Origin of the sequence: Streptomyces sp. B21-105 (genome assembly GCF_036898465.1) — a bacterium.
In the GTDB taxonomy this organism is placed as follows: domain Bacteria; phylum Actinomycetota; class Actinomycetes; order Streptomycetales; family Streptomycetaceae; genus Streptomyces.
In genome coordinates this window covers 4,365,549-4,391,538 of the sequence record NZ_JARUMJ010000001.1, presented here as the reverse complement: position 1 = coordinate 4,391,538, position 25,990 = coordinate 4,365,549, and the positions used below count along the sequence as shown (strand labels likewise).

Annotated in this window: 30 protein-coding genes; 19 read left to right on the top strand and 11 right to left on the bottom strand. The window is 70.9% G+C overall.

The window, feature by feature from the left end; all coding sequences use genetic code 11:
• Positions 1 to 127: 127 nt before the first annotated feature.
• From QA802_RS19760 to QA802_RS19730, 7 genes are all read right to left on the bottom strand, one after another.
• Complete coding sequence (locus QA802_RS19760) at positions 128 to 2,230, bottom strand: pectinesterase family protein (protein WP_334524432.1); 2,103 nt, start codon at positions 2,228 to 2,230, stop codon at positions 128 to 130.
• Between the two features lie 138 nt (positions 2,231 to 2,368).
• Positions 2,369 to 3,847, bottom strand: a complete 1,479-nt coding sequence (locus tag QA802_RS19755; protein WP_334524430.1) for a HAMP domain-containing sensor histidine kinase — start codon at positions 3,845 to 3,847, stop codon at positions 2,369 to 2,371.
• A complete protein-coding gene (locus QA802_RS19750) occupies positions 3,844 to 4,581 on the bottom strand; it encodes a response regulator transcription factor (RefSeq protein WP_334524428.1) in 738 nt (245 codons plus the stop codon). The genes QA802_RS19755 and QA802_RS19750 overlap by 4 nt, the downstream gene beginning before the upstream one ends.
• A 150-nt stretch (positions 4,582 to 4,731) precedes the next feature.
• The gene (locus QA802_RS19745; protein ID WP_334534757.1) at positions 4,732 to 4,950 is read right to left on the bottom strand and encodes a hypothetical protein; all 219 of its coding nucleotides are present in this window, start codon (positions 4,948 to 4,950) and stop codon (positions 4,732 to 4,734) included.
• Positions 4,951 to 5,013: 63 nt separating this feature from the next.
• Positions 5,014 to 6,225, bottom strand: coding sequence for a S1C family serine protease (locus QA802_RS19740; RefSeq protein WP_334524426.1), 1,212 nt, complete (start codon positions 6,223 to 6,225; stop codon positions 5,014 to 5,016).
• A gap of 157 nt (positions 6,226 to 6,382) precedes the next feature.
• A complete protein-coding gene (locus QA802_RS19735) occupies positions 6,383 to 7,420 on the bottom strand; it encodes a LacI family DNA-binding transcriptional regulator (protein WP_334524424.1) in 1,038 nt (345 codons plus the stop codon).
• 105 nt (positions 7,421 to 7,525) lie between these two features.
• On the bottom strand, positions 7,526 to 8,314 hold the full coding sequence (locus QA802_RS19730) for a response regulator transcription factor (RefSeq protein WP_334524422.1): 789 nt from the start codon (positions 8,312 to 8,314) through the stop codon (positions 7,526 to 7,528).
• Between the two features lie 224 nt (positions 8,315 to 8,538).
• Between QA802_RS19730 and QA802_RS19725 the strand changes: the two genes are divergently transcribed.
• From QA802_RS19725 to QA802_RS19695, 8 genes are all read left to right on the top strand, one after another.
• Positions 8,539 to 9,378, top strand: coding sequence for an alpha/beta hydrolase (locus QA802_RS19725; protein ID WP_334524420.1), 840 nt, complete (start codon positions 8,539 to 8,541; stop codon positions 9,376 to 9,378).
• Between the two features lie 36 nt (positions 9,379 to 9,414).
• Positions 9,415 to 9,669: a MoaD/ThiS family protein gene (locus tag QA802_RS19720; protein ID WP_334524417.1), complete on the top strand. Its 255-nt coding sequence runs from the start codon at positions 9,415 to 9,417 to the stop codon at positions 9,667 to 9,669.
• A gap of 1 nt (position 9,670) precedes the next feature.
• Positions 9,671 to 10,990: a hypothetical protein gene (locus tag QA802_RS19715; protein WP_334524414.1), complete on the top strand. Its 1,320-nt coding sequence runs from the start codon at positions 9,671 to 9,673 to the stop codon at positions 10,988 to 10,990.
• Positions 10,991 to 11,182: 192 nt separating this feature from the next.
• Positions 11,183 to 11,920, top strand: coding sequence for an LmeA family phospholipid-binding protein (locus QA802_RS19710; protein WP_334524411.1), 738 nt, complete (start codon positions 11,183 to 11,185; stop codon positions 11,918 to 11,920).
• 226 nt (positions 11,921 to 12,146) lie between these two features.
• Positions 12,147 to 12,230 carry an Ms5788A family Cys-rich leader peptide gene (locus QA802_RS41625; RefSeq protein WP_350818853.1) on the top strand — a complete coding sequence of 28 codons (84 nt, stop codon included), beginning with the start codon at positions 12,147 to 12,149 and terminating at the stop codon, positions 12,228 to 12,230.
• Positions 12,231 to 12,366: 136 nt separating this feature from the next.
• Complete coding sequence (locus QA802_RS19705; RefSeq protein ID WP_319170522.1) at positions 12,367 to 13,206, top strand: sulfurtransferase; 840 nt, start codon at positions 12,367 to 12,369, stop codon at positions 13,204 to 13,206.
• A 44-nt stretch (positions 13,207 to 13,250) separates the two neighbouring features.
• Positions 13,251 to 13,538: a DUF1416 domain-containing protein gene (locus QA802_RS19700; RefSeq protein ID WP_007382995.1), complete on the top strand. Its 288-nt coding sequence runs from the start codon at positions 13,251 to 13,253 to the stop codon at positions 13,536 to 13,538.
• An 81-nt stretch (positions 13,539 to 13,619) separates the two neighbouring features.
• Positions 13,620 to 13,880 (top strand): DUF3099 domain-containing protein, encoded by a 261-nt coding sequence (locus QA802_RS19695; protein ID WP_319170521.1) that lies wholly within the window; start codon positions 13,620 to 13,622, stop codon positions 13,878 to 13,880.
• A gap of 35 nt (positions 13,881 to 13,915) precedes the next feature.
• On the opposite strand, the gene QA802_RS19690 is transcribed toward QA802_RS19695, so the two are convergent.
• On the bottom strand, positions 13,916 to 14,278 hold the full coding sequence (locus tag QA802_RS19690) for a DsrE family protein (protein ID WP_334524404.1): 363 nt from the start codon (positions 14,276 to 14,278) through the stop codon (positions 13,916 to 13,918).
• Between the two features lie 449 nt (positions 14,279 to 14,727).
• Here QA802_RS19690 and QA802_RS19685 point away from each other — a divergent pair, with 449 nt between their 5' ends.
• The 3 genes from QA802_RS19685 to ygfZ are packed head-to-tail and all read left to right on the top strand — an operon-like array spanning position 14,728 to position 16,797.
• Positions 14,728 to 15,303, top strand: coding sequence for a heme-binding beta-barrel domain-containing protein (locus QA802_RS19685; RefSeq protein WP_319170519.1), 576 nt, complete (start codon positions 14,728 to 14,730; stop codon positions 15,301 to 15,303).
• Between the two features lie 26 nt (positions 15,304 to 15,329).
• Positions 15,330 to 15,821 (top strand): Fur family transcriptional regulator, encoded by a 492-nt coding sequence (locus tag QA802_RS19680; protein ID WP_334524401.1) that lies wholly within the window; start codon positions 15,330 to 15,332, stop codon positions 15,819 to 15,821.
• A gap of 10 nt (positions 15,822 to 15,831) precedes the next feature.
• Positions 15,832 to 16,797 carry a CAF17-like 4Fe-4S cluster assembly/insertion protein YgfZ gene (gene ygfZ / locus QA802_RS19675; protein WP_334524398.1) on the top strand — a complete coding sequence of 322 codons (966 nt, stop codon included), beginning with the start codon at positions 15,832 to 15,834 and terminating at the stop codon, positions 16,795 to 16,797.
• Between the two features lie 31 nt (positions 16,798 to 16,828).
• On the opposite strand, the gene QA802_RS19670 is transcribed toward ygfZ, so the two are convergent.
• The gene (locus QA802_RS19670; protein WP_319170516.1) at positions 16,829 to 17,005 is read right to left on the bottom strand and encodes a hypothetical protein; all 177 of its coding nucleotides are present in this window, start codon (positions 17,003 to 17,005) and stop codon (positions 16,829 to 16,831) included.
• A 583-nt stretch (positions 17,006 to 17,588) separates the two neighbouring features.
• On the bottom strand, positions 17,589 to 18,014 hold the full coding sequence (dtd, locus tag QA802_RS19665; RefSeq protein WP_319170515.1) for a D-aminoacyl-tRNA deacylase: 426 nt from the start codon (positions 18,012 to 18,014) through the stop codon (positions 17,589 to 17,591).
• Between the two features lie 158 nt (positions 18,015 to 18,172).
• Here dtd and QA802_RS19660 point away from each other — a divergent pair, with 158 nt between their 5' ends.
• The 5 genes from QA802_RS19660 (at position 18,173) to QA802_RS19640 (ending at position 23,428) form a co-directional block, all read left to right on the top strand.
• Complete coding sequence (locus QA802_RS19660) at positions 18,173 to 18,739, top strand: RsiG family protein (RefSeq protein ID WP_334524393.1); 567 nt, start codon at positions 18,173 to 18,175, stop codon at positions 18,737 to 18,739.
• Between the two features lie 441 nt (positions 18,740 to 19,180).
• Positions 19,181 to 20,467 (top strand): GNAT family N-acetyltransferase, encoded by a 1,287-nt coding sequence (locus QA802_RS19655; protein WP_334524390.1) that lies wholly within the window; start codon positions 19,181 to 19,183, stop codon positions 20,465 to 20,467.
• Between the two features lie 365 nt (positions 20,468 to 20,832).
• Complete coding sequence (locus QA802_RS19650) at positions 20,833 to 21,732, top strand: winged helix-turn-helix domain-containing protein (RefSeq protein WP_334524387.1); 900 nt, start codon at positions 20,833 to 20,835, stop codon at positions 21,730 to 21,732.
• 72 nt (positions 21,733 to 21,804) lie between these two features.
• A complete protein-coding gene (locus QA802_RS19645; protein WP_334534755.1) occupies positions 21,805 to 22,656 on the top strand; it encodes a winged helix-turn-helix domain-containing protein in 852 nt (283 codons plus the stop codon).
• A gap of 58 nt (positions 22,657 to 22,714) precedes the next feature.
• A complete protein-coding gene (locus QA802_RS19640; RefSeq protein ID WP_443042145.1) occupies positions 22,715 to 23,428 on the top strand; it encodes an HAD family hydrolase in 714 nt (237 codons plus the stop codon).
• On the opposite strand, the gene QA802_RS19635 is transcribed toward QA802_RS19640, so the two are convergent.
• On the bottom strand, positions 23,419 to 23,595 hold the full coding sequence (locus QA802_RS19635; protein WP_334524384.1) for a hypothetical protein: 177 nt from the start codon (positions 23,593 to 23,595) through the stop codon (positions 23,419 to 23,421). The two genes, QA802_RS19640 and QA802_RS19635, sit on opposite strands and share 10 nt — an antisense overlap.
• Before the next feature lie 30 nt (positions 23,596 to 23,625).
• Between QA802_RS19635 and QA802_RS19630 the strand changes: the two genes are divergently transcribed.
• The 3 genes from QA802_RS19630 to QA802_RS19620 all read left to right on the top strand — a co-directional run bounded on the left by QA802_RS19630 (position 23,626) and on the right by QA802_RS19620 (position 25,849).
• On the top strand, positions 23,626 to 23,772 hold the full coding sequence (locus QA802_RS19630; protein ID WP_334524382.1) for a hypothetical protein: 147 nt from the start codon (positions 23,626 to 23,628) through the stop codon (positions 23,770 to 23,772).
• A gap of 144 nt (positions 23,773 to 23,916) precedes the next feature.
• The gene (locus QA802_RS19625) at positions 23,917 to 24,681 is read left to right on the top strand and encodes an HAD family hydrolase (RefSeq protein WP_334524379.1); all 765 of its coding nucleotides are present in this window, start codon (positions 23,917 to 23,919) and stop codon (positions 24,679 to 24,681) included.
• A gap of 112 nt (positions 24,682 to 24,793) precedes the next feature.
• A complete protein-coding gene (locus QA802_RS19620) occupies positions 24,794 to 25,849 on the top strand; it encodes an ATP/GTP-binding protein (RefSeq protein WP_334524377.1) in 1,056 nt (351 codons plus the stop codon).
• Positions 25,850 to 25,990 lie beyond the last annotated feature (141 nt).

Sequence of the window (25,990 nt, the reverse complement as noted above, 5' to 3'; positions counted from 1 at the left end):
TGCACCCGGCTTTTCCGTACACCCGGCTTTTCCGTACACCCGGCTCTCCGTGACAAGAGGCGGCCGCGTCACCGACGCGGCCGCCTCTTCGGCGTTGGGGCGGGGTCGCCGCCCCCTCGGCGGCGGTTCAGGACGCGGTGGGCGTCCAGTCGCCGAGCCAGTCGACGACCTCCTGGCCGGCGGCCTGGGCGTCGGACAGGTGCGGGCGTTCGCTGCTCGCGGCGCCGGCGCCCGCGCCCTTGTTCTGGTACTCCGCGAAGCGGTCGTCCTTCCAGTGGAAGCCGCTCATGTCGGTCCAGGGCGCGGTCCTGATCGCAGCGCTCAGGGTGCTGTTGCGGACGGTGGTCTGCGGGTCGAGGCTCGCGTCGCCGCCGGCGTGCCAGGGGCGGCCGAGGTGGAAGCTGCGGTCGGAGACGTCCCCGCCGATCGTGGTGTTGGCGATCAGGATGCCCTTGCGTCCGGCGACGGTGCTGGGCGCGGTGACGTAGCCGGCCGAGGTGCCGTTGAAGCGTTTCTTCAGCGTGATGACGGACTTGTCGATCACCGCGGTGGCGCGGCCGAAGATGAAGTCGACGTTGCCGATCACATAGGAGTTCGTCATGTAGACGCGGCCGAGCTTGTCCTTGGACGCGGTGTCGACCAGCAGGGTGTCCTGGTCGCCGCTGACGATGACGCCGTCCAGGAACACCTTGTCGGCGGCGGTGCGCAGGGCGACCGCCTGGCCGGCGATGTCCTGGTGGGCGCCCTCGTCGAAGTCGTTGGAGATGGTCAGGTTGCGGGCCTGGAAGTCGTCCGCCTCGACGGCGACGGTCGCGCTGCCGCCGGTGCCGTACGTGCCGCCGCCCGGCTTGGGGGTGCCCGACGCGTTGTTGTAGACGATCGTGGTGTCCTTGCGGCTGCCGCCGGTGCCCTGGATGGTGACGTGCGGCTTGTTGCCGGGCACCTTCACCAGCTCGCGGTACGTGCCCGGCTTGACGGCGATCACCACGCGCGAGGGGTTGTTCGCGGGTACGGCGTTCACGGCGGCCTGCACGGTCGTGTACTGCCCGCTGCCGTCCTTGGCGACGGTGAGCGTCGCGGCAGCGGCAGCCTTCGTGGTGGTGGTTGTGGTGGCGGCGGTGGTCGTGGCCGTCGTCGTACCGATCGAACTGCGCGGGCCTGTACCCGACTTGAGGAGCGCGGGGACGTCCGCGGTCTTGTCCAGCGTGTACGGGTAGTACGTCTTCGGGTTCCAGGCCGCGCCCGACCCGCCGCTCTCGTTCTTGCCGCTCGTGCCGGAGAACAGGTTGCCGCGCTGGACGAGGGTGGCCGTCGTGTCCCGGACCACGGGATTGGTCATGCCCTGGAAGTAGGAGTTCTCCAGCACCATGTTCGTCTTGCCGCGGGAGTAGTTGCCGTACGACGACTTGATGTCCGTCCCGGCCACGTCCTCCAGGAAGTTGTTGTACAGGTGCGCGTGGGCGACGTTGTCGGTGGACGGGTTGCGCTGCTCGGTCTCGCGGACCCAGTTGTGGTGGATCGTGATGTCGGCGGTGACGTTGGTGGTCCAGCCGATGCCGAACGCCTTGTTCTCCTGGCTCAGCTTGTTCCAGGAGACGGTCAGGTAGGTCGTGTCCTTGCGGCTGTCGATGAGGCCGTCGGCCATGTGCCGGATGTCGTTGTGATCGATCCAGACGTGGTGGGCGCCGTCCATCTGAACGCCGTCGAAATCGTGTTCCTTGTCGTTCCAGACGCCCTGGTAGGCGTCCCGGATCGTCAGGTTGCGGATGATCACGTTGTGGACGCCCTGGCCGAGGAAGAACCCGCCGCCGACGATGTGCCCGGAGGTCCCCGACCCGACGATCGTCTTGTCCGACTGGACCCTGATCTCCTTGCCGACCGGATTCATGTTGATGGCGGCCGCCACGACGATGACGTACGGCTCACTGGCGGTCGCGTACTTCTCCAGGTCGGCGAGGGTCTTCACAGTGACGGTCTTGCCGTTCCGGCCGCCGTAGGTGCCGTTCTGCCCCAGGGCGTTCACCGAGGCGAACCCGTCGGCGGAGGCGGTCGCCCAGGCGGGGGCGGCGGTCGCGGCCGACGCCGTGTGCTGCGCGCCGCTGCCGAAGGCGCCCAGGTCGGTGCCGTAGGCGAGAGCGCCGGCCGCGGTCAGGGTGAGGGGGACGCCCAGCGCGAGGGCCTTGCCGCGCCTGCGGTGCCGACGCCTGGGCGTGCCGCTGATATCGCTCATGTGCGGGATTCCGTTCCGTGGAGGGGCCACCCGTGGGGGGTTCGGGTCGTGGCATGGTCGCCGCCCGGAACGAAAAGGTTGCCGAAGATCTCCAAGGCGTTGCCGACACGTCTCTCTAAGACGTTGCCGACACGTCCCCTAAGGCGTTGCCGACACGTCTCCCGGAGTTTCCGGCGGAGGGGTCGGCGCCCCCGGCAGCCGGACCGTCGCCACCGTGCCGCCGCCGGCTGCTCGCTCCAACGTGACCTGACCGCCCGCCTCTTCCACGGTGCGGGCGACGATCGACAGACCGAGACCGGAGCCGGGAAGGGCCCGCGCGCCGGGGGAGCGCCAGAAACGGTCGAAGACGTGCGGGAGTTCGTCGGCCGGGATGCCGGGACCGTGATCGCGGACGGTCAGCGTCCCGTCGACGAGTCGGACGTCGACCGTGCCGCCCTCGGGACTGAACTTCACCGCGTTGTCCAGGATGTTGACCACCGCCCGCTCCAGCGCGGCCGGCTCCGCCCGGGTGTACCAGGACTCCAGCGACGCGGTGATGGTCAGCTCCGGGCCGCGCAACCGGGCCCGGCGCAGCGCCGACTCGACGGTGTCCTCGAAGGACACCACCTGCACACGCTCACCGCGCTGCCCTTCGGAACGGGACAGTTCCTGAAGGTCGCCGATGAGTGCCGCCAGCTCGGTCATCTGCGCCTTCACGGAGGCGAGCAGCGCCTTCCGGTCCGCTTCCGGGATCGGACGGCCCGTCTCCTCACTGCGGGTCAGCAGCTCGATGTTGGTGCGCAGAGAGGTCAGGGGGGTGCGCAGTTCGTGCCCGGCGTCCGCGATCAACTGCTGTTGCAGCTCCCGGGAGTCGGCGAGGGAGGCGGTCATCGAGTTGAAGGAACGGGAGAGCCGGGCCACCTCGTCCTCGGCGTCGTCCTCGACGGGGATGCGCACGCTGAGGTCCTCGGTGCGGGCCACGTGCTCGACGGCCTCGGTGAGCTTGTCGACGGGCCGCAGCCCCGCCCGGGCCACCGCCAGCCCGGCGGCTCCGGCGCCGACGACCCCGATGCCGGAGACGAGGAGGAGCAGGAGGGCGAGGTCGTTGAGGGTGGACTGGGTGTTCTTCAGGGGGAGCGCGATGAGGAGGGCGGCGTTGGACGTGCTCTGCGTGACCGGGTCGGCGACCGTGAGCCCCGGCAGGATGAGGACGCGTACGTCGTTGCCCTCCGAGTCGGTGCCGTTGCGGAACCTCCCGTGGGTGCTGCTTCCCCGCTTGATGAGGTCCCTGTCGGACTCGGCCACCGTGACCGCGCCGGCGGAGTACGGCGTCACACAGGACTTTCCGTCCTCCGTGACCACCTGGTAGTAGGTGTTGCGCGGCGGTCCGTTGCCGGGGTTCAGCGACGCCTTCGTGGTGCAGTTGTTGACCGCGGACTCGGCCTGGTCCTGGAGCCCCCGCGACACAACCAGGGACTTCTCGAGATCCTGGTCGACCTGGTCGTACAGCTTCCCCTGGACGATGAACCAGCAGGTCACCGACACCGCTGCCACCGCGAACGCCACGGCGGCGGCGACCAGCATCGACAGCCGGGCCCGGATGGGCAGGGTCCGGAACCGCCGTACGACCCTGTTCACTCGGTTCCGCCCTGTCGCAGCACATACCCGACCCCTCGCACGGTGTGCACGAGGCGCGGCTCACCGCCCGCCTCCGTCTTGCGGCGCAGGTACATCACGTACACGTCCAGCGAGTTGGAGGACGGCTCGAAGTCGAAGCCCCAGACCGCCTTCAGGATCTGCTCGCGGGTGAGGACCTGGCGCGGGTGCGCCATGAACATCTCGAGGAGGGTGAACTCCGTGCGGGTCAGTTCGACCGGCCGCCCGCCCCGCGTCACCTCCCGCGTCGCGAGGTTCATGCGCAGGTCGGCGAAGGTGAGGGCGTCGTCCGCCGGCGCCGCGCCCGCGCCGGCCGCCGGAGCGTAGGAACTGCGCCGCAGCAGGGCCCGGACCCGGGCGAAGAGCTCGTCGAGTTCGAAGGGCTTGACCAGGTAGTCGTCGGCGCCCGCGTCGAGCCCGGTGACGCGGTCGCCGACCGTGTCACGGGCCGTCAGCATCAGGATGGGGGTGGTGTCGCCCGCGCCCCGGATACGGCGGGCCGCCGTCAGGCCGTCCATGCGCGGCATCTGGATGTCCAGGACCACCAGGTCGGGCCGGTAGACCGTCGCCTTCTCCAGCGCGTCCGCGCCGTCCACGGCGACCTGCGTGTCGTAGCCCTCGAACGCGAGGCTGCGCTGGAGTGCCTCGCGCACCGCCGGCTCGTCGTCGACGATCAGGATGCGCTGGGTGTCACGGTCGCCTTCGGCGGGGGTCATGGGCGTGGATTCCTCGGGTGCGATGGGACGACGGGAGAGGCAGGGCGTGCTGAACGTGGTGAGCGTCCTCAGCCTCGCACGGTTCCCGGCGGGCGCGTAAAGAGCGGTTTTGCGGATGAGATCAGCCGCGCATGGCCGCGGCGGATGAGATCAGCCGCGCATGGCCGCGAGCCGGGTCAGCGGCACCTTGCGCTGGTGCGGGCGGGCCGCGCTGGTGCGCAGACCCATCAGCTGCGGGGCCGCCACCTCCGGCGCGCGGGCGGCCGCGGTCGATGCGGTCGCCGCGTGCAGCTCGTACGCCACGTCGAGGGCCAGGCCGAGGTCGGCCGCACCGCAACCGGTCACCGTGTGCGAAACCTGCTTGATCACGACGTAGTCCATGACGTACTCCCTGGCTCGGTCGGTCGGTCGGTGGGTGGTGGTGGGTGGTGGTCAGTTGTCGGAGCCGCCGGCCCGCAGCGTGGCGAGGTCGGCCTTGACGGTGTTGATCGGGATGGCGAATCCGAGGCCGACGCTGCCGGCGTCGGAGGAGGACGAGTCGGCCGCGGCGGAGTACATCGCGGAGTTGATGCCGATGATGTCGCCCGCGGCGTCGATGAGCGCGCCGCCGGAGTTGCCGGGATTGAGGGAGGCGTCCGTCTGGAGCGCCTTGTACGTCGTGGTCGACTCGCCGGTGTCGCCGTTGAACTGCCGGCCGCCGAACTGGAACGGCCAGTTGCCGTCCCCGCCGCCCTGCTGTTGCTGACCCTGGCTCTCGTCGGTGGAGACGGTCACGTCGCGGCTCAGCGCGGAGACGATGCCGCTGGTGACGGTGCCGGTCAGGCCCTCGGGGGAGCCGATCGCCACGACCGTGTCACCGACCTTGACGCCGTCGGAGTCGCCGAGGGTCGCCGCCTTGAGGCCGGAGGCGTTCTCCAGCTTGATGAGGGCGAGGTCCTTCTTGCTGTCCGTGCCGACGACCTTGGCGGTGTACGACTTGCCGTCGCTGGTCGTCACCTTGATCGAGTTCGCGCCGGAGATGACGTGGTTGTTGGTGACGACCTCGCCGCCGCTGGTGATGATCACACCGGACCCGGTGGACGTCCCGTTGCCGAGCGTGGCGCTGACCTCGACGACGCTCGGGCTCACCGCTGCCGCGATGGAGGCCACGTCGCCCGTCTTGCTGGAGGGCACCACGCTGGTGGTGGTGGACGTGGTGACCACCTCGTCCTTGCCGGTCAGCTCCTGGATGCCGTAGGCGGTGACGCCCCCGATGGCGGCCGCGACGATCGCCACGGCGGCGAGCAGCGCGAGCGGACCCCGGGTGCGCCTCTTCTTCGCGTGCGGAGCGGGCTCGGCGGCCGGGGGAGCGAGGAGAGCGGTTCCGCCGCCGTGGCCGCCCTGACCGCTGTGGCCGTCGCCGGCGGGAGCCGCCTGGGCCTGCCAGCCGGCGGCGGGTTCGATCGCCGGCTGCCGCACGGTCTGCTGCGCGTCATGTGCGCCGGCGGGCCGGTACGCGGGCGGGGGCGGCCACTCCGGGTTCACCGGGGAGGCTCCCGCCGGGGAGGAGGGCGCCACCGGGGAGGAGGCGTGCTGCCGGGCGCCCTCGTACGGGGCCTGGTACGGGTTCTCGTACTCGCCGCTGCGGCGGATGCTCTCGGTCATGGAAGGAAGCTTGTCGCTCGACCATGAGAGCTCCCTGAGCGCTTGCTGAGAAGCCCGGCAGAACCTCGTGTGCCCGATATGAAGCCGGACGCGGCGGCGGCGCCAGGTCTCTCAGACAGGTCTCATGAAGGCCGTCCGGGCACTGCCCAGGCGCTGTTCAGCCTGACGCAGGCTGTTCGCAGCCGCAGGAACGCCGTGCGACCAGGCGCGACGGGAACACCTTCAGGCGCTCGCGCCGGGACCCCACGACCCGCAGACCGTCGTCCAGGACGAGGTCGACGGCCGCCCGGGCCATCGCCGAGCGGTCCGACGCGATCGTCGTCATGGGCGGGTCGGCCAGGGCCGCTTCCTTGATGTCGTCGAAGCCGATGACCGCCAGCTCGCCGGGGACGTCGATGCGCAGCTCGCGCGCCGCGCGCAGCAGGCCGATCGCCTGGTCGTCGGTGGAGCAGAAGACGGCCGGCGGCCGGTCCGGGCCCGCCAGCAGCTCGAGGGAGACGCGGTAGGCGTCGTAGCGGTTGTAGGGGGCCTCGAAGAGCCGGCCCTCCGTGCTGATCCCGGCCTCGTCCATCGCGCGCCGCCAGCCCTCGACGTGGTCGGAGACCGGGTCGCCGACGGAGGGGGTCTCCGCGGTGCCGCCGACGCAGGCGACGTACGGGTGGCCGTGCTCGAGGAGGTGGCGGACGGCGAGCTGGGCGCCGCCGAGGTCGTCGGTGACGACGGCGACGTCGTCGATGGCCTCGGGGCGTTCGTGCAGCAGCACCACGCGCGCGTCCCAGGCGTCGATCTCGGCGGCCGCCTGGTCGTTCAGCGCGTGGCTGACGAGGATGAGGCCGGAGACCCGCATCCCGAGGAACGCCCGCAGATAGTGGACCTCGCGCTCGGCGACGTAGTCGGTGTTGCCGACCAGCACCATTTTCCCGCGCTCGGAGGCGGCCTGCTCGACCGCGTGCGCCATCTCGCCGAAGAACGGCTGACGGGCGTCCGGGATGATCAGGCCTATGAGATCGGTGCGTCGGGACGCCATCGCCTGGGCGACCCGGTCGGGCCGGTACCCCAGCTCCCTGATGGCGGCGAGGACACGCTCGCGCGTGGCCGGGGCGACCGGCCGGGGTCCGTTGTTGATGACGTAACTGACGACGGCGGTCGAAGTTCCCGCCAGCCGCGCCACATCATCCCGAGTCACCTTTGCCACGCACGGAGTCTACGCGGATGGACCGGCTCTGGGCAGGGCGTGAAGAACCTTCTGCTTGCGGAAGCAACGCCCTGTCCGACCAGGTGCGGGGCCTACTGACGGGTACTACGCCTCCGTCGGGACCTCGGTGGCGTCCAGGGCGGACGCGTTGTCCGCCTCGTCCGCATTTGCCTGGTCCTGCCGGTCCTTCTTCGTCTTGGACTCGTCCGTGGAGCGTTCCCCCTTCTCAGGGGTAACGAATCGGTAACCGACGTTCCGGACGGTTCCGATCAGCGCCTCGTGCTCCGGGCCGAGCTTGGCCCGCAGCCGCCGTACGTGGACGTCGACCGTGCGGGTGCCGCCGAAGTAGTCGTAGCCCCAGACCTCCTGGAGCAGCTGTGCACGCGTGAACACCCGGCCCGGGTGCTGGGCGAGGTACTTCAGCAGCTCGAACTCCTTGAAGGTGAGGTCCAGGACCCGACCCTTCAGCTTCGCGCTGTAGGTCGCCTCGTCGACCGACAGGTCGCCGTTGCGGATCTCCATCGGGGAGTCGTCGTTGACGATCTGCTGCCGGCCCATGGCCAGCCGCAGCCGCGCCTCGACCTCGGCGGGTCCGGCGGTGTCCAGGAGCACGTCGTCGATGCCCCAGTCGGCGGTGACGGCGGCCAGGCCGCCCTCGGTCACGACGAGGACGAGCGGACAGCCGGGCCCGGTGGAGCGCAGCAGCTGGCACAGGCTGCGGACCTGGGGCAGGTCCCGACGTCCGTCCACGAGGATGACGTCGGCGCCCGGGGTGTCGACGAGAGCGGGACCTTCCGCCGGGGCCACGCGCACGTTGTGCAGCAGCAGGCCGAGGGCCGGCAGTACTTCCGTCGAGGGCTGGAGGGCGTTGGTCAGGAGCAGCAGAGAACTCATATGTCTGGTTCCTCCTCGGTCCCTGCGGGGGCCCCTCCCACGCTTCGGGGCGGTGGGGGAGTTCTTGCGGCACTGCGGCACTTCTCTGCGTTCCCGGCAGCTCGTACACCCGCGGTCACCTGGCGTTTCCCGCTCGGTTCCCGCTTCGTATACAACGCGTCCGAAAGCACAAAAGGACCCGGGGGCTGCGCTGCCCGAGTCCTCTGTCCAGCAGAATAGCCCACATGAGCAGCGGTCCGGCAGGTCATGTGGTGCGTTCCACCGTTCGTCCGAATTGCGAGACGGGCACCCGCGCACCATTGCGGACGTTTCTGCCCACCGCCGACGGGGTTTCCATCGATTTCGTATACGACCCGGGTGCGGCCGTATACGACTCCGACGGGTCGGCGGCCCGTCACCCGGTGTTCGTCGTCGCACACGGGTTCACCGGGGACGTGGACCGGCCGCACGTACGGCGGGTGGCGTCCGCCCTCGCCCGGTACGGCGCCGTCGTCACGTTCTCCTTCCGGGGGCACGGACGCTCCGGCGGGCGCTCCACCGTCGGCGACCGCGAGGTCCTCGACCTGGCCGCCGCCGTGGACCGGGCCCGCTCGCTCGGGCACGCGCGCGTGGTCAGCGTCGGCTTCTCCATGGGCGGTTCGGTCGTCCTGCGGCACGCGGCGCTGCACCCGGGGACGGTCGACGCCGTGGTCTCGGTGAGCGCCCCCGCCCGCTGGTACTACCGCGGCACGGCCCCCATGCGCCGCCTGCACTGGATGGTCACCCGCCCTGAGGGCCGCCTCGTCGGCCGCTACGGCTTCCGCACCCGCATCCACCGCCGCGGATGGGACCCGGTCCCGCTGTCCCCGGTGCAGGCGGTACCGAGGATCGCCCCCGTCCCGCTGCTGATCGTGCACGGCGACCGGGACGGCTACTTCCCGCTCGACCACCCCCGGATGCTGGCGGAGGCCGCCGCCGGACACGGCGAACTCTGGCTGGAGCACGGAATGGGCCACGCCGAGCACGCGGCCGACGACGGCCTGCTGACCCGCATCGGGGACTGGACGGTCGCCCGGGCGGGCTAGCCTGACCGTGTACACAGCCGATCGATTGAGGAACCCATGCCCCAGGTCACGGTGCGCTACTGGGCCGCCGCGAAGGCAGCGGCCGGCATCGCCGAGGAGCCGCACGAAGCGGCCACGCTCGCCGACGCGCTCGACGCCGTACGTGCGCGACACCCCGGCGAACTCGCGCGTGTCCTGCAGCGATGCTCGTTCCTCGTCGACGGTGACCCCGTGGGCACCCGCGAACATGAGACGGTACGGCTGGCCGACGGCGGCACGGTCGAGGTGCTCCCGCCGTTCGCAGGAGGGTGAGATGACCGACCAGCCGTACGACCACCAGGGTTACCCGGGCCACCAGGGTCACCCGGGGCAAGAGGGTTACCAGAGCCCCGACGGCCACCAGGGCCACCCGGGTCAGGCGGAGTACGACCTTTACGCCCAGCAGGCGCAGCACTCCCGGCAAGGGCAGCAGCAGGCGTGGCCGGGGCAGCAGCAGGGGTATGACGACCCGCAGGCGCACCTCCAGTACACGCAGCAGTGGCAGGGGCAGACCTGGGAGACCAGCGTCCAGCCCCCGGTCACCGCCGCCGACCCGGCCGGGACCGCAGACCGTGCCATGGCCGCCGACCCGGCCAGGACCGCCTATCTGCCGCCCCAGACGGGCGGCGACTTCGCGTACGGGAATCCGCGGGCCGCCTACGGAGACCCGGCGGAGGCAGGAGCGGACGGCCGACACGCTGCCGCCGCCGACCCGGCGTCTCACGCGTCCGCCGCATCCCACGCGTCCGCCGCGTCGGACCCCGCCGCCCCGGTCGCCCAGCCCGCGGGCGGCACCGGCTCGGGCTACGGCCCCGCCACGTTGGCCGGCAACTCCCGGATCACCGACGCCCAGCGGGCCCGGCTGGAGGGGCGCTCGCCGATCATCGAGCCGGGCATGCAGCCCGCGGCGCTCACCGCGCTGCTCGGTCTGCTGCTCTCGGGCACGGCGGCGATCGGTTCGTACGCCCTTCTCGTCCCGCTCGTCGTCCTCCAGGCGGTGACGGCCGCGGGCTGGTTCCGGCTGAACGGCATGTGGCCCGCACGGCAGGGCATCGCCCTCGCCTTCCTGGGCGCGCTGGTCTCGGACGCGGTGCTTCTCGCCGCCGGCCGGGAGCACGCGCCCGCCGCCATCCTCGGCACCCTGGGCGTCTGGGTCCTGCTCTGCCTGATCCTCCAGCTGCGCTCGCACGCCGACCCCGACGAGCGCATGTACGGGCTGATGGCGACCGTCACCTCCAGTGCGCTGGCGGTCCTCGCCACCGGCCATCTCGGCGCCGACCCGGACGCGGTGTCGGTCGGCGCGGCCGCGGTGGCCGTGGCCGTCCTCGCCCGGGCGCTGCCGCTGCCCACCCCGGCCTCCGTCGTGGTGGCGCTGCTCGCCGCGGCGGGCGCGGGCATCGCGGTCGGCGGGATGACGGGGCTGGGCGCGAAGGGCGCGCTGCTCGGCGCGGGCGTGGCGGTCTGCGCGCTCATCGGCCACCGGGTCGCTAGCTACGACTACCCCTCCCGTTTCGTGCACTTCACGGCGGGCGTCGCCCTGCCGCTGGCCGCGGCCGCGCCCGCGGTGTACGTCCTGGGGCGGGCGCTGGCGTGAGGAAGCCGGGCGTATGTGACCGGGCGTAGTCCGGGCGTATGCAACCCGGGGTAAGGAAGCCGCCGTAAGGCGGTAAGAGCGGTAAGGGTCTGTCACAGGTGATCGACAATCCGGCGGCGGCCCTTTCGACAACGGTTACCTTGAACCGTTGTCAGTGAACTGTTCAGGTCGTCCGGTGGGGGAATATCCGTCATGCGTGCACTCCGCATACTTCTGGTCGTCGTCGTGGTCCTCGGCGGCTTGTTCGTGCTGGCGGACCGCCTGGCCGTGAACTTCGCGGAGGGCGAGGTGGCCGACAAGCTCAAGGCCAACGAGGGCCTCGCCGCCACCCCGGACGTGTCCATCAAGGGCTTCCCGTTCCTCACCCAGGTCGTCGGCGGCTCGCTGGACGACGTCGAGGTGGGCATCAAGGACTACCAGGCGGCGACCGGCACCAGCGGTCAGACGATCCGCATCGGCGACCTCCAGGCGGACATGAAGGGCGTCGAGTTCTCCGGCGACTACAGCTCCGCCACCGCCGCCAGCGCCACCGGCACCGCCTCCATCACCTACGCCGAGCTGCTGAAGACGGCCAAGGCCGAGCCGACCGAGGTGGTGCGGGGCGTCACCGCCAACGTCGTCGGCCTCTCGGACGGCGGCAACGGCAAGATCAAGGTCGCCGTCCAGGCCACCGTGCTCGGCACCAAGCTGCCGCAGCCCGTGTACGTCCTGAGCACGGTCACCGTCCAGGGCGACACCGTCCGCGTGCACGCCGACTCGCTGCCCAGCTTCGGCGGGGTCCGGGCCGCCGAGAACGAGGTGCGCTCGATCACCGACTTCCAGCAGAAGATCGACGACCTGCCCGGCGGCATCAAGCTCGACAAGGTCCAGGCGGGCAAGGACGGCGTCGAGATCTCCGTGAAGGGTTCGAACGTCAGGCTGGCCGGGTAAGGCCGACCACCGACGAACGCCCCCGCCGGTCCGACCGCCGATGGACGGTAAATGTCCGACAGGCGAGACGCGGTCGTCCGCGCGAAAGATCGACGACGGAAACAAGCGCCCGGAACCCGTGCCCCCACGGTCCGGGCGCTTCTGCTTTCCCGGCATGCGGACGATCGCGTCTCACTATGCGGAGCACTGGTGACATGGCCGCCTGTCCGTCCCTACGATCGACGGCATGATGCAGCGACAGGCGGATCTCACGAAGCGGCGGGCAGTAGACCTGTGCCGCGTCGCCGCCATGCTCTGTCGTCCTTTCTGAGCGGAAGCGCCGCCGGCGTTCCGCGTCTCCCCGCCCTCTTCCGAGGGCATCCGTGCGCCGCCGCCGGCGAGCCCCGGTCGCGCACCCCTCTTCGTCTTGCACACCCCCGCCGTAACTGCCCCGGAGGAGAACGAGCATGAGCCGCAGCGACGTACTGGTCGACGCCGACTGGGTCGAGGCCAACCTCGACAACGCCGACATCGCCATCGTCGAGGTCGACGAGGACACGTCCGCGTACGAGAAGAACCACATCAGGAACGCGATCCGGATCGACTGGACCAAGGACCTGCAGGACCCGGTCCGCCGTGACTTCGTCGACCAGGAGGGCTTCGAGAAGCTCCTGTCCGCGAAGGGCATCGCCAACGACACGCTGGTGATCCTCTACGGCGGCAACAACAACTGGTTCGCCTCCTACGCCTACTGGTACTTCAAGCTGTACGGCCACGAGAACGTCAAGCTCCTCGACGGCGGCCGCAAGAAGTGGGAGCTGGACGCCCGCGAGCTGGTCGAAGAGGTGCCCGAGCGCGCCACGACCGACTACAAGGCCAAGCCGCAGAACACGGCCATCCGTGCCTACCGTGACGACGTCGTGGCGGCCATCGGCGCCCAGAACCTGGTCGACGTCCGCTCGCCCGACGAGTTCAGCGGCAAGCTGCTCGCCCCCGCCCACCTGCCGCAGGAGCAGTCGCAGCGTCCGGGCCACGTCCCGTCCGCCCGCAACATCCCGTGGTCGAAGAACGCCAACGACGACGGCACCTTCAAGTCGGACGACGAGCTCAAGGAGCTCTACGCCGACGAGCAGGTCGACCTGGCCAAGGACACCATCGCGTACTGCCGCATCGGTGAGCGCTCGGCCCTGACCTGGTTCGTGCTGCACGAGCTGCTGGGCGTGGAGAACGTCAAGAACTACGACGGCTCCTGGACCGAGTACGGCTCCCTCGTCGGCGTCCCGATCGAGCTCGGCGCCAACAAGTAATCCCACCCGACCGACCTTCTGGTCAGACCCCTCTGGAGAAACACATGTGTGGAGCGAAGGCCGGCGGCCCGGACGCCTCGACGATCAAGCCCGGTGAGACCACGATCCAGGGTCAGGTGACCCGGGACGGCGAGCCGGTGGTCGGATACGTCCGTCTGCTGGACTCGACCGGCGAGTTCACCGCGGAGGTCCCGACCTCCGCCACCGGACAGTTCCGCTTCTACGCGGCCGAAGGCACCTGGACCGTCCGCGCTCTCGTGCCCGGCGGCACCGCCGACCGCACCGTGGTCGCCCAGCAGGGCGGTCTCGCCGAGGTCGCGATCGCGGTCTGAGCACGACGCGCAGGGGCCGTGTCCCACGGGTTGGACGCCCGGGACACGGCCCTTCGCCGTGTCCCGGCCTACCCTGGACGTATGTTGGCCCGCCGACGGCACGTCTATTTCGCGATGATGGGCACCTGCATCACGCTGTTCGTCCTGGCCTGGGCGGTCGTGCGCATCTGGTCGACGCCCGCGGCGGTCGCGATGTGCCTGGTCGCGATGGTCATCCCGCCGGTCGCGGCGATGGTCGCCAACCGCCGCGGCCCCGAGGACCGCTGGTGGGACGACCCCTCGGGCGACCCCAAGTCCGACGAGTGGTGGGACGAGCTCGACGGCAAGAAACGCCGCCCCTAGAACGCCTAGAACGCCTCGGACTTTCGAAGCACGCCCTAGTACACGAGCGCCTGGGTGTCGTCGCCCAGCGCCTCCTGGACGAACACCTGCGCACCCGCGATCCGGACGCCGTCGATGACGTCCTTCTCCGTGATGTTCCGGCGGGCGGCGCACTGGGTGCACAGGGTGAGACGGCCGCCGGCCAGGACGGATTCGAGGAGTCCGGGCAGCGGCGCCGCGTGCGGGAGCTCGAACTCCGCGGCCCGGCCCGGCAGCGCGAACCATGCGGACTCCCCGGTCAGCCACAGGGAGACCTCGACGCCGCTGGCCACGGCGACCGCCGCGACCGTGAACGCCTGAGAGCACCGCTCGGGCGCATCGGCCCCTGCCGTCACCTTGATCACGAGCTTCTTCGCCATGGCCGAATCGTAATCAGGTTCCTTACAGTCGGACGGCCGCTGGGACTACCCGGACATCCCGAGGGCTCGACGCAGGACGAGGCGCTGCGCGGCACCGGCGGCCGGCCGGCCACGAAGGACTTCCTGCCGGTGTCCGAGGCGAAGGAGGACCGCACCACCCTCGGACAGACCGTGGCCCTGCAGAGCCGGCTGCTGAGCTGACGCTCGCGGAGGGCGCACCTCGACAAGGAGGGCGGGGCCCGGCCGCGTAAGCTGGGGCCCGGCCCTGTCGTACGTGTCGCGAGCCGTCCGTACCCGAAACACGCTCATCCGAGGAGCACCCGTGGAGATCTTCTTCGAAGCCCTGCTGGTCCTGGTCTGCGTCGGCGTTCTCGCCTTCGCCGGTCTGACCGTGAAGAAGCTGTACCAGGGCCAGCGCTGAGACCGACCACCTCCAGGAACTGCCACTCATGATCGAGATTCCGTCCGACCTCCACAAGGACCTCGTCCCCCTCGCCTTCCTGCTCGGCAGCTGGGCGGGCGCGGGCGTGCACGACTTCCCGGGGTCGCAGAAGTGCAACTTCGGGCAGGAGGTCACCTTCGCCCACGACGGCCGTGACTTCCTGGAGTACCACTCGCACACCTGGATTTTGGACAACGACGGCAACAAGGTCCGTCCCCTGGAGTCCGAGTCCGGCTTCTGGCGCATCGACGCCGACCGCAAGGTCGAGGTGACGATGGTCCGCGACGACGGCGTGGTCGAGATCTGGTACGGCGAGCTCGCCGACAAGAAGCCGCAGATCGACCTCGTCACCGACGCGGTGGCCCGCACGGCCGCCTCCGGCCCGTACACCGGCGGCAAGCGCCTGTACGGGTACGTCAAGAGCGACCTCATGTGGGTCGGCGAGAAGCAGACTCCCGAGGTCGAGCTGCGCCCCTACATGTCGGCCCACCTGAAGAAGGTCGTCACCCCGGAGGACGTCGAACGCTGGGCGAAGGCCCTCCCCGACGACATGCCGGACGACGGAATCGCCTTCTTCAAGTAATCCCGGACGGACCTAGACTCTTCTGTGTGGTGAGCACTGGAAGCACTGACTGGAAGAGCGACCTGCGGCAGCGCGGATACCGCCTGACGCCGCAGCGACAGCTTGTCCTGGAGGCCGTGGACACCCTGGAGCACGCGACCCCCGACGCCATCCTCGTGGAAGTGAGGAAGACGGCGTCGGGGGTCAACATTTCCACCGTGTACCGGACCCTGGAGCTCCTGGAGGAGCTGGGGCTGGTCAGCCACGCGCACCTGGGGCACGGGGCGCCGTCGTACCACCTCGCCGAGCGGCACCACCACATCCACCTGGTGTGCCGGGACTGCGACAACATCATCGAGGCGGACGTACAGGTCGCCGCCGAGTTCACGGCCAAGCTGCGCCGGAGCTTCGGCTTCGAGACGGACATGAAGCACTTCGCGATCTTCGGCCGGTGCGAGGACTGCACGCTCAAGGGTTCGACCGTCAAGGGTTCGACCGTCAAGGGTTCGGCCGTCAAGGGTTCCCCTGCCGGGTCGTAGGCTTGGCGTCATGAAGAGCCCTCTGCTGTCCCTGCCCGGCGCCGTCCCCGCCGAGGGTGTGGACGAAGGCGTCGCCGGTCACTACGGCGACCTGTTCCGCGAGCAGCGCGCCCTCGCCGACGGCGCCGGTTTCGTCGACCTCTCGCACCGCGGAGTCGTCGCCGTCACCGGCGACGACCGGCTGAGCTGGCTGCACCTCCTGCTCACCCAGCACGTCACCGACCTGCCCGTCGGCCAGGCCACCGAGGCGCTGATCCTCTCCGCGCACGGTCACATCGAGCACGCGCTGTACCTGGTCGACGACGGCACGACGGTCTGGGCGCACGTGGAGCCCGGCACCCAGGAGGCGCTGATCGCGTACCTGGAGTCGATGAAGTTCTTCTACCGGGTCGAGGTCGCCGACCGCACCGCGGACACCGCGGTCGTCCACCTGCCCGCGGGGTCGATCGCGTCCGTCCCGCCGGGCGTCGTGGTCCGCGAGACCGCGCACGGCCGCGACCTCTTCCTGCCCCGCGCCGACCTGGAGTCGTACACGGAACAGGCCGGTCCGCCCGCCGGGATCCTGGCCCACGAGGCGCTCCGCGTCGAGCAGCACCGCCCGCGCCTCGGCTTCGAGACCGACCACCGCACCATTCCCCACGAGCTCGGCTGGATCGGCACCGCCGTGCATCTGCAGAAGGGCTGCTACCGGGGTCAGGAGACGGTCGCCCGGGTCCAGAACCTCGGCAAGCCGCCCCGCCGCCTGGTCTTCCTCCACCTCGACGGCAGCGAGGTCCACCTGCCCGCCGCGGGCACCGAACTCCGTGTCGCGGACGAAGCGCCCGACGGCCGCAAGATCGGCTTCATCACCACGTCCGTGCGCCACCACGAACTCGGCCCGGTCGCCCTGGCGCTGGTGAAGCGCAACGTCCCGGTGGACGCCCCGCTGCTGGCCGGCACGACGGCGGCGGCCCAGGAGGTCGTCGTCGAACCGTGAGAAGCCCCGGGAGATGAGCGCGGTGTCCCGGTCAGTGGGGTATGGCGATCTTCGCCGCCAGCGCGAATCCCGAACCGCTGATCGTGACGGCGGTGCCCAGCGCCTCCAGCGTCCCCGGCATCAGGAGCAGCACCGTGATGCCGCCCAGGAGCGCCGCGACAGCGATGATCACCGCCGCGATCGCGTTGGACATGGGCAACCGTGCCACGGTGGCCCCCCTGTCCCCCGTCCCCGGCGTGGTGCCGGGGCCTTGCCCGTCAGGCAGGTGGTGTTCCATGCCCCATCCCTTCGTCAGCCCAGGTGAGCGGTCGAGCACGGAGCACGCGATGGCAGTCGCGGCCCGTGCGGCGAGAGATGCCCACTGACAGAGCGCGCGAAGCCGCGCCGGGAGGGTTGAAATCACTTACGACGAGAAGGGGAGGACTCCTCCGCCGTTCTCCGTAGGGACGTCACGACTGATGCCCCGGGGGCTGTGGTGATCCCCCGGGGCGATCCACGTCTTCCGGGACCTGCTGCCACAGACCCCGGATGGCCGGCTGTCGCCGACCGCCTTGCCGCTGACTCACCTGGGCTGACAGGGAAGCCGAGCGCAAAGGCCAATCCTCAGCCAACCGAATCGAGTTGGCAACCAACTTCGCTCTGGTTATCCCACCTGGCCGGGATCGATAAACAACTTCCCGGCAACTCGGCATAGATGGAGGAAAGTTGTAGCGTGCGGCCGGGCAGGCGTGCGGCTGGGCACCCGGGGCGGCCGTGCGGGCGGGCCGGGCGGCCGTGCGGGCGGGCCGGGCTCAGATCTCGAGCAGGACCGTGAAGGGGCCGTCGTTGGTGAGGGAGACGCGCATCTGCGCGCCGAACCTGCCCGTCGCCACCGTCGCGCCCAGGGCGCGCAACCGGGCGACGACCTCGTCGACGAGGGGCTCGGCGACCGGGCCGGGGGCTGCCGCGTTCCAGGTGGGGCGGCGGCCCTTGCGGGCGTCGCCGTACAGCGTGAACTGGCTGATCACCAGCAGTGGGGCGTCGATGTCGCTGCACGACTTCTCGTCGTGCAGCATGCGCACCGACCAGAGCTTGCGGGCGAGCTGGTCGGCCTTCTCCTTCGTGTCCTCGTGGGTCACGCCGACCAGGACGCACAGCCCCTCGCCGCTGATCTCGCCGACCGTCTCGCCGTCCACGACGACGCTCGCGCCGTCCACCCTCTGCACCACCGCTCGCATGCGGACCATGATGCCGGGTCGCGGGCGCGGACCGACGACTGGCCCATTTTTTATCCTTAAGCACCTGTCTGGGGCCGTTCGGGGGGACTCGGTCACAAAGCGGCCACTTGGGGTGGCACGATGCTTTCCACACGCCGGTCGAGAGACGGTTGAGGCACATGAGCACACCGAGTACCGAGCGGTCGGCGACACACCGGCCGCCCGCACAGCGCAGCGACAGCCCCGTGCTGCCCGTCGAACCGCCCGAGCAGGAGCTGGCCGGGCTGAGCCTGCCCGAGCTGCGCACCCTGCGCCGGGACGCCCAGCGCGACGAGGCCGACCTCAGTTACGTACGACGGCTGTTGCAGGGCCGGATCGACATTCTGCGCGCCGAGCTGGCCCGGCGCTCGCCGACGGGGGCGGCGTCCGTGGTGGACCGGCTGCCGGAGATCCTCACGGACGGCCCGGCCCGGCACCGTTCCTCCGCACGTCACGTGACCCTGGGCACCCCGCACAGTGAGGAGGGCCGGCGGCTGGCCGCCGACATGCTGGCCGACGTCGAGCTCTCCGACCTCGACGCCCGCACGGACCTCGAGCTGCACGAGGCGATGGCCCGGCTGGTGCGTTACGAGCAGCAGGTCTCCAGCCGCCGTCAGCACCTCCAGCGGACGGCCGACGAGTCCGGCGCGGAGATCACCAGGCGGTACCGGGAGGGGGAGGCGCAGGTGGAGGACCTGCTGGTGTGAGCCCGGCACGAGCAACGGGCCTCGCTGGGCCTCGCCGGCCTCGCCGGCCCGGGTGGCCCAGGCTGCCGGAGGCGGGACGGTGGCCGATGTCTCGGCAGCCCCGCGGCCCGGCGATCGGCGGCCCGTGGCTGTGATTCGGGGGCCGGTGGTCGCGTGGCCCGTGGCCCGTCACCCCTGGCCCACGGCTCGAGGCCGGCGCCCCGCGGCCCGGGGCCCGCGGATCGGCGGCCCGTCGCCCCTGGCTCGTGGTTCTGGGCTCGTGCCCGCGGCCCGCGGCCCGCGGCTCGGCGGCCCGCGGCTCGGCGGCCCGGGGCTCGGCGGCCCGGGGCCCGGCGTCTCGGGGGACGGGTGGCCGGAGGTCGGTGGCTCGGGGGAGGTGGTCGTGGGGCGGCGGAGAATAAATGCCCGCGGTGTCCGGTCGCGGCTGCTTACGGTGATGTCATGACCAGCCGAGCCAGCCGAGCCAGCCGAGCCAGCCTCCCCGTCGACACCCGTCTGATCACCGACTCCGAACTCCCCGACTGGATACGGGCCCTGGACACGGGCTTCCTGATCCCACCGGTCCTCACCGAACAGCTGTTGGCGGAACGCCGAGCGGCCATCTCGGAATCCCGTTCCCGCACGTCGGGCGCCTTCGACGCGGGCCGCTGCGTCGCCACGTTCCGCTCCTTCCCGCAGGAGCTCACCGCCGTCGGCGGCGCCGCCGTCCCGGCCGACGCGATCTCCAACGTCACCGTCTCGCCCACGCACCGCCGCCGCGGCCTCCTCACCCGACTGATGACCGACGACCTCACGGCCGCGAAGGAGCGCGGGGACGTCGTGGCCACGCTCATCGCGGCCGAGTACCGGATCTACGGCCGCTACGGCTTCGGGCCGGCCACCACGACGACCGCGTGGTCGATCGACGTGGCGCGTGCCGGTCTCGACCCGCGCCGGTCGGGTCAGCCGGAGGAGGGCCGGATCGACCTCGTCGACGGCGACGAGGTCCGCAAGGCGGGCCCGGGGCTGCACGAGCGGCTGCGGCGCGCCCAGCCCGGCGCCGTCAGCAGGAGCGACAAGTGGTGGGACATCCAGACCGGGGTGGCGAACCCGACCGGTGAGCCCTGGACCGAGCCCTACTACGCGGTGTACCGCTCGCCGGACGGCGAGGTGGAGGGAATGGTCGCCTACCGGGCCGACGACAAGTGGAGCGATGCCAAGCAGCCGCTGAACACGGCGTCGGTGCGGTGGCTGATCGCGGTGACGCCGGCCGCGGAGCGCGCCCTGTGGCACTACCTGTGCTCCATCGACTGGATCACCCGGGTGAAGTCGGGCTGGCGCTCCCCGGGCGACCTGCTGCCGCTCTACCTGCCGGACCCGCGCGCGGCGACCGTCACCACGCAGGCGGACTGGCTGTGGGTGCGGATCCTGGACGTCGTACGGGCCCTGGAGGCGCGTACCTACGACGCGGCGGGCTCGCTGGTGCTGGAGGTCGTGGACGGGGCCGGCCTGGCCGGCGGCCGCTTCCTGCTGGACGCGACCCCCGACGGCGCTTCCTGCGCGCCGACCACCCGCAGCGCCGACCTCACGCTCGACATCGGTGAGCTGGCGACGCTGTGGCTGGGGGACGAGTCCGCGGGGCGGCTGGCGGCGCTGGGCCGGCTCCGCGAAGAACGAGCGGGCGCCGCGCGGGGGGCCGACGCCCTGCTGCGTACGTCCGGACGGCCTTGGTGCCCGGACATGTTCTGAGAGCTCCCTTCGCCGACGGCGGCTGACTGTGCATCCGTGGCTGTGCATCCGTGGTGGTGCGTCCGTAGCCGTTCTTCGGTGTCACTTCTTCGGTGTCGCTTCTTCGGTTGTCGATGTGAAGTTGTGGCTGTGCGGTGGTTCCGCTGTTCGGTTGTGGCTGTGCCGTTCGCTTGTCGCCGGGTTGCTCACCGCCTGGTCGATCTCCCGGCTCCCCTCCGGAGGGGAGGTCGACCAACCTGCTGGAAATACAGCCATGTTGGATTAGTTGGTTGCCAACTTAGCCCTAGTTGCCTCGACTTGGAAGTGTCTTGGAACCATCTGTTGAACAACTGACGTGACTTGGCGCAAAGTTGTAATGTTCTGGTGTGAAGCAGGAGAGCGCCGTCCTCAACGGCCGGCAGAGATCCCCTCGGTCGCACGAACAGGTGGCCGATGAGCTGCGCGCCCGGATCAGATCCGGTGTGCTCCGGGCGGGCCAGCGCATGCCCACGCAGGCCAAGCTCGCCGAGGAGTTCGGCGTCGAGCGCGGCACCGTACGGCAGGCCCTGCGGATCCTCCAGAGCGAGCACCTGCTGACCAACGTGTCGAAGGGGAGCCCGGCGACCGTCGCGTCGGAGACCGGCGACCCGCCGACCTCCGGTCCGACCTTTCCCCCGCAGCCCACGGCGGTGGCCCTCGGCCCCCGTGTCGCCGCCGCCTTCGCCGCCGCGCACGTCGAGATCGACGCCCTCTGCCTGACCTCCACCAGCCTCACCGCCGCCCTCGGCGAGCCCCTGCGGCAGATTCACGCGGGGCGACTGCGGCCGGCGAAGATCGACGTCCGGGTGCTGCTGCCGTCCCGGGACATCGACCTCGCCTTCCCCACGCCGGTGGACGCCTCGGACGCCGGGCAGCTGCAGCGCACATGGCTCGCCCATCGCAACGCCCAGGGACAGGTGCTGCGGCACAACCTGCGCATGCTGCGCTCCACGCACGGCATCGACGTGCACGTCACCTTCCGCGCGCTGCCCTTCACCCCGCCCGTCAAGCTGTACCTCCTCAACGGCACGGAAGCGCTGTTCGCGTACTACACCCTGAGCCGCCGGCAGGAACGGGACGCCGAGGACGGGCAGCTGGAGATCTACGACGCCCAGGGCTCCCAGTCGATGCTGTTCGGCTTCGAGACGGGCGCCGGGGTGCGGGACACGTCCTTCGTCGAGCAGTCCCACCTGTGGTTCAACTCCTTGTGGGAGACGATCAGTTCGGATCTGACCCTGATGCAATAGCTCCTGGCATGTGCCTCGCCGTGGCGGGCCGGGAGCCGTACCGTTTGTCCTGTGACCGAGGAGAACAGGACCGTGTTCGGCAGCAGACGGATTCCGTTCCAGGAGATCGCCGATGTCCTGCGCGAACGCATCCGGGTCGGCGATCTCAAGGCCGGCGACCGGCTGCCCACCCAGGCGGAACTCGCCGATGAGTTCGGCGTGGAGCGTGGCGCCGTCCGCCAGGCACTGCGGTTACTGCAGGACGACGGGCTGCTCACCAACGTGAGCAAGGGCAGCCCGCCCCGGATCGCCGAGCTGCCGGGGCGGGGCGACGATGAGCCGCAGCCCACGATGGTCGGGCTGGCGCCGCGGCTGACCGAGGCCTTCGCCGCCTCGCACGTGCGCATCGACGCGGCCTGTCTCACCGCCGAGAGCCTCATGATCGCTATGGGCGAGCCCCTCCGGCTGATCTACAGCGGGCAGCTGAAGCCCGCCCGGATCGACGTCCGCGTCCTGCTGCCGTCCCGCGACATCAACCTGGCCTTCCCGGTCGCGGTCGAGGGCCCGGGCGACGCGGACCCCGTCCACCAGCGCTGGCTCTCGATGCGCAACGCCCAGGGGCACGTCCTGCGCCACAACCTTCAGTCTCTGCGCTCGCACGGCATCGACGTCAGCATCGTCTTCCGCGCGCTGCCGTTCACCCCGCCGGTGAAGCTGTACCTCCTCAACGACCGGGAGGCGCTGGTCGCGTACTACATGGTCACCCGGCGGGAGGAGTTCACCGACAGCGGCACCCTCGACATGTACGACGTCCTCGGCACCGGGTCCCTGCTGTTCTCCTTCGAGAAGGAGGCCGGCCGGCGTGACGCCGCGTTCGTGGCGGAATCCCAGAAGTGGTTCGACGCCCTCTGGGAAACCATCACGACGGACCTGACACTTTCCTAGCGACTTCCGACGCGAAGCGGACCGGGCGGGCTGACAGATGGCATCCGAGCACAAGAGCGTGAACGAGGTACAGGACCTGGCGGATCTGCGGGAGCTGATCACCCGCGCGCGGGTCGTCCTGTGGGACTTCGACGGCCCGATCTGCCGGCTGTTCGCCGGCCACTCGGCGGAGCACGTGTCCGGCGGTCTGGTGAAGTGGCTCGAATCCCGGGGTCGGCGCGACCTGCTGACCGGGCCGGAGCGGGGGTCGTCCGACCCGCAGGTCGTCCTGCACGCCGTGAGCCGTCGGCACCCGGACAGCGACCTGCTCGCGGAGCTGGAGGAACGCCTCACCCAGGAGGAACTGAGGGCCGTGGCCACGGCGATGCCCACGGCCTACGCCGACCCGCTGATACGCACCCTCACGGCCCTGGGCATGGGACAGGCGGTCACCACGAACAACTCCCCCCGGACGGTCACCGCGTATATGGCCGGCCGCGGGCTCACCTCCTGCTTCGCGCCGCACGTCTACGGCCGCACACCGGGGCTGCGCCACCTCAAGCCGCATCCGCAACTCCTGAACCGCGCCCTGCGCGCCATGGACTGCGACCCCGGCTCGGCCCTGGTGATCGGCGACGCCCCCTCCGACTTCCGGGCCGCCCGCGAGGCCGGCGTCCCCTTTCTGGGCTACGCCCGCGATGAACGCAAGGAGAAGGCGTTGCGACGTGAAGGCGCATCGCTGACGGTGAACTCGCTGGAGACCGTGCTGCGGGTGGCCCGGGGTCAGGCCTGACTGGCGAGCACCACGAGCGCGACGGCGGCCGTGACGGCCAGACCGCTGTGACGTGCCCGCAGGCCCACCCCGAGCATGAGCAGGAGAACGACGCCCGCCGGGCCGAGTCTCGCCTGCGCCGGAGTCCCCAGCGCCAGGCCGAGAACTTCCCGGGACGCCGCCGTCAACAGGAACGCCGGATCACCCTGGACTCCGGGGTGGGGATCGACGCGCTGGACGTGTTGGGGCTGGGGGCCGCGCTCACCGGCCACGTCAAGGACGCGAACTTTGATTCACCGGGTTCGGTCTTCGTGAACAGCTGGCAGGACTGGTTCGATTCGATCTGGGAATGGCTGGCCTCATAGCCGTGCTGCCGTTACCGAGGCCGGCCCGACGGCGCCCGGCGCCCGGACGTGCCGAGCGGAGGCGCCGGGTGCGAACGGTGGAGCGGATGGACCGGATGGACCGGATGGACCCGGATGGACCCGGATGGACCCGGATGGAGCGGCATGACGGCTGATCTCGGCGATGTCCAGGAAGCGTGGGAACTCCTGGCCGGCAGCGCGGGTGAGTCGGGCGGCCCGGGCGCCGTCCTGTTCGACTTCGACGGCCCGCTGTGCCGGTTGTTCCCGAGCGGCACCTCGACGGTCGTGGCCGACGAGCTCAGGCGGATGCTCGAGTCCTCCGGCGCCCTGGACGTCCTCTCCGACGCGGAGCGCACCGACAAGGACCCGCACGTGGTGCTGCGCGCCGCGCACCGCGCCCGGCACCGCAGGGACCTCGGGGACCTGGTGGCGCGCCTCGACGAGGCGGTGAGCCTGGGGGAGTGCGCCGCGGCCCGCGTCGCGTGGCCCACCTCGGACGCGGCCGCCTTCGTACGGTGGCTGGCGGGGCGCGGGGTGCGGCTGGCCGTCGTCACCAACAACGCGCCCCGCGCGGCCGAGCGCTACCTGCGGGCGTACGGACTGCGCCCGTACTTCGCCGCCGTCCACGGCCGGTCCGCCGACCCCGACCTCATGAAACCGGATCCCGACGTCGTCGAGCGCGCCTTGCGCGACCTCCGCCTCGAACCGGAGGCGGCGGTGATGATCGGGGACACGGCCGCGGACGTCCTGGCCGCGGAGCGGGCCGGCGTTCCGTTCGTCGGGTACGGCCGCAACGCCGAGAAGCGGCTGCGGCTGCGGGACGCGGGGGCGAAGATCGTGCTCGACGCGTACGGCCCGCTGCTGGAGGCGGCCGGTGCGGGAGGCGGCCGGGAAAGTCGTCACCCGTGATGCCGATGTCCCCTTCCTGACCCCGCCCACCACCAGGCACTATGGGCAGGCTCGTTCCGAAGTGGCGCGCCGGCAGGGGGATTTGGTGGCGGAGACATCGCTGAGAAGCAGGATGGCGGCGCGCTGGGCGCAGGTCGAGAGCGCGCTGTCCATGGTGCTGCTGCTGGCCGTCTCCGGGCTCAGTCTGCTGGCCCAGTTCGTGAGGCCCGTGGGCGACGCACTGCAGGGCAACATCTACATCGGCGGGGCGTTGCTGAGCCTCGTCGGCTATCTGCTCTACAGCCAGGTGAACCGGCTGAACGCGGCGCACGACGCCCAGCGTGAGGCCACCGGGAGCCTGCGGGACACCATCGGCGTCCTGAGCGAGCAGGTCGCCGAGCTGAGCGCCGTCCAGCGTCCGCGGGCGGGCGCGGAGGTCACCCCGAACGGGCTGGCGGGCGAGTTCCGGGACGCACTGTCCCGGGTGGAGGACGTGCACCTCGCCGCGCTGGCCTTCACCGGCGAGACCCTGGCGGTCCCGCTGAAACAGCTGTTGGGCAGCCTGCCGCCCAACCCCCGGCGCTCCGTAACCGTCCGGGTGCTGGTCCCGGACTTCACCCAGGAGATCGACGTGCCCGGCCTGGTCCGTGCGGACGGCAGGGCCGCGGACTCCCCCGGGTTCCGGGCGCACCTGGTGAGCAAGATCAAGGGCTACGAGTCGGACCTGAAGGGAATGATCGGCCGGATGCAGCACCACGGCCAGGGCACCCTGACGGTCGAGTTCCGGGTGCTGCACATGTCGCCGGTGCTCAAGCTGTACTTCGTCAACCGCGACCAGGTCTTCGAGGGCATCTACGACAAGATCGAGCTGCGGCCCGACGAGTACGGCCCGCTCCCGGCGACGCAGGGCACGGGCCCGGACGGCGACGACAAGCTGCTCGACCTGCTCGGGTACGACTCGCTGCTGACGCGCTGGCACTGGGACGACGGGCCGCGGGCGCGGGAGGTCATCGACCGCCGCCGGGAGCTCTTCGAGACCTACTGGCGGGCCGCGCGCCCACTGGAGGCGAACTCCGTGCCCGGCGCAAGGAACGGCGGGACCGGCGGGACGGGGAGGCCCGGGAGGAGCGGGACGAGCAGCGCACGGACCGGCGGAACAGTTGGTTCCGGTTCTGGTTCCGCGGGCTGACCGCTCGGCGCTTCCCGGCGGTCCTGCGCAGGCGCCACAGCTTCGGCCGGCGTCACGGACTGGGCCGGCGTGCGGTCTGGGCCGGCACACGGCCTCGGCGGCGTGGCCCGGCGGCCCGTACCGGGCGGCGACCGGGCCCGT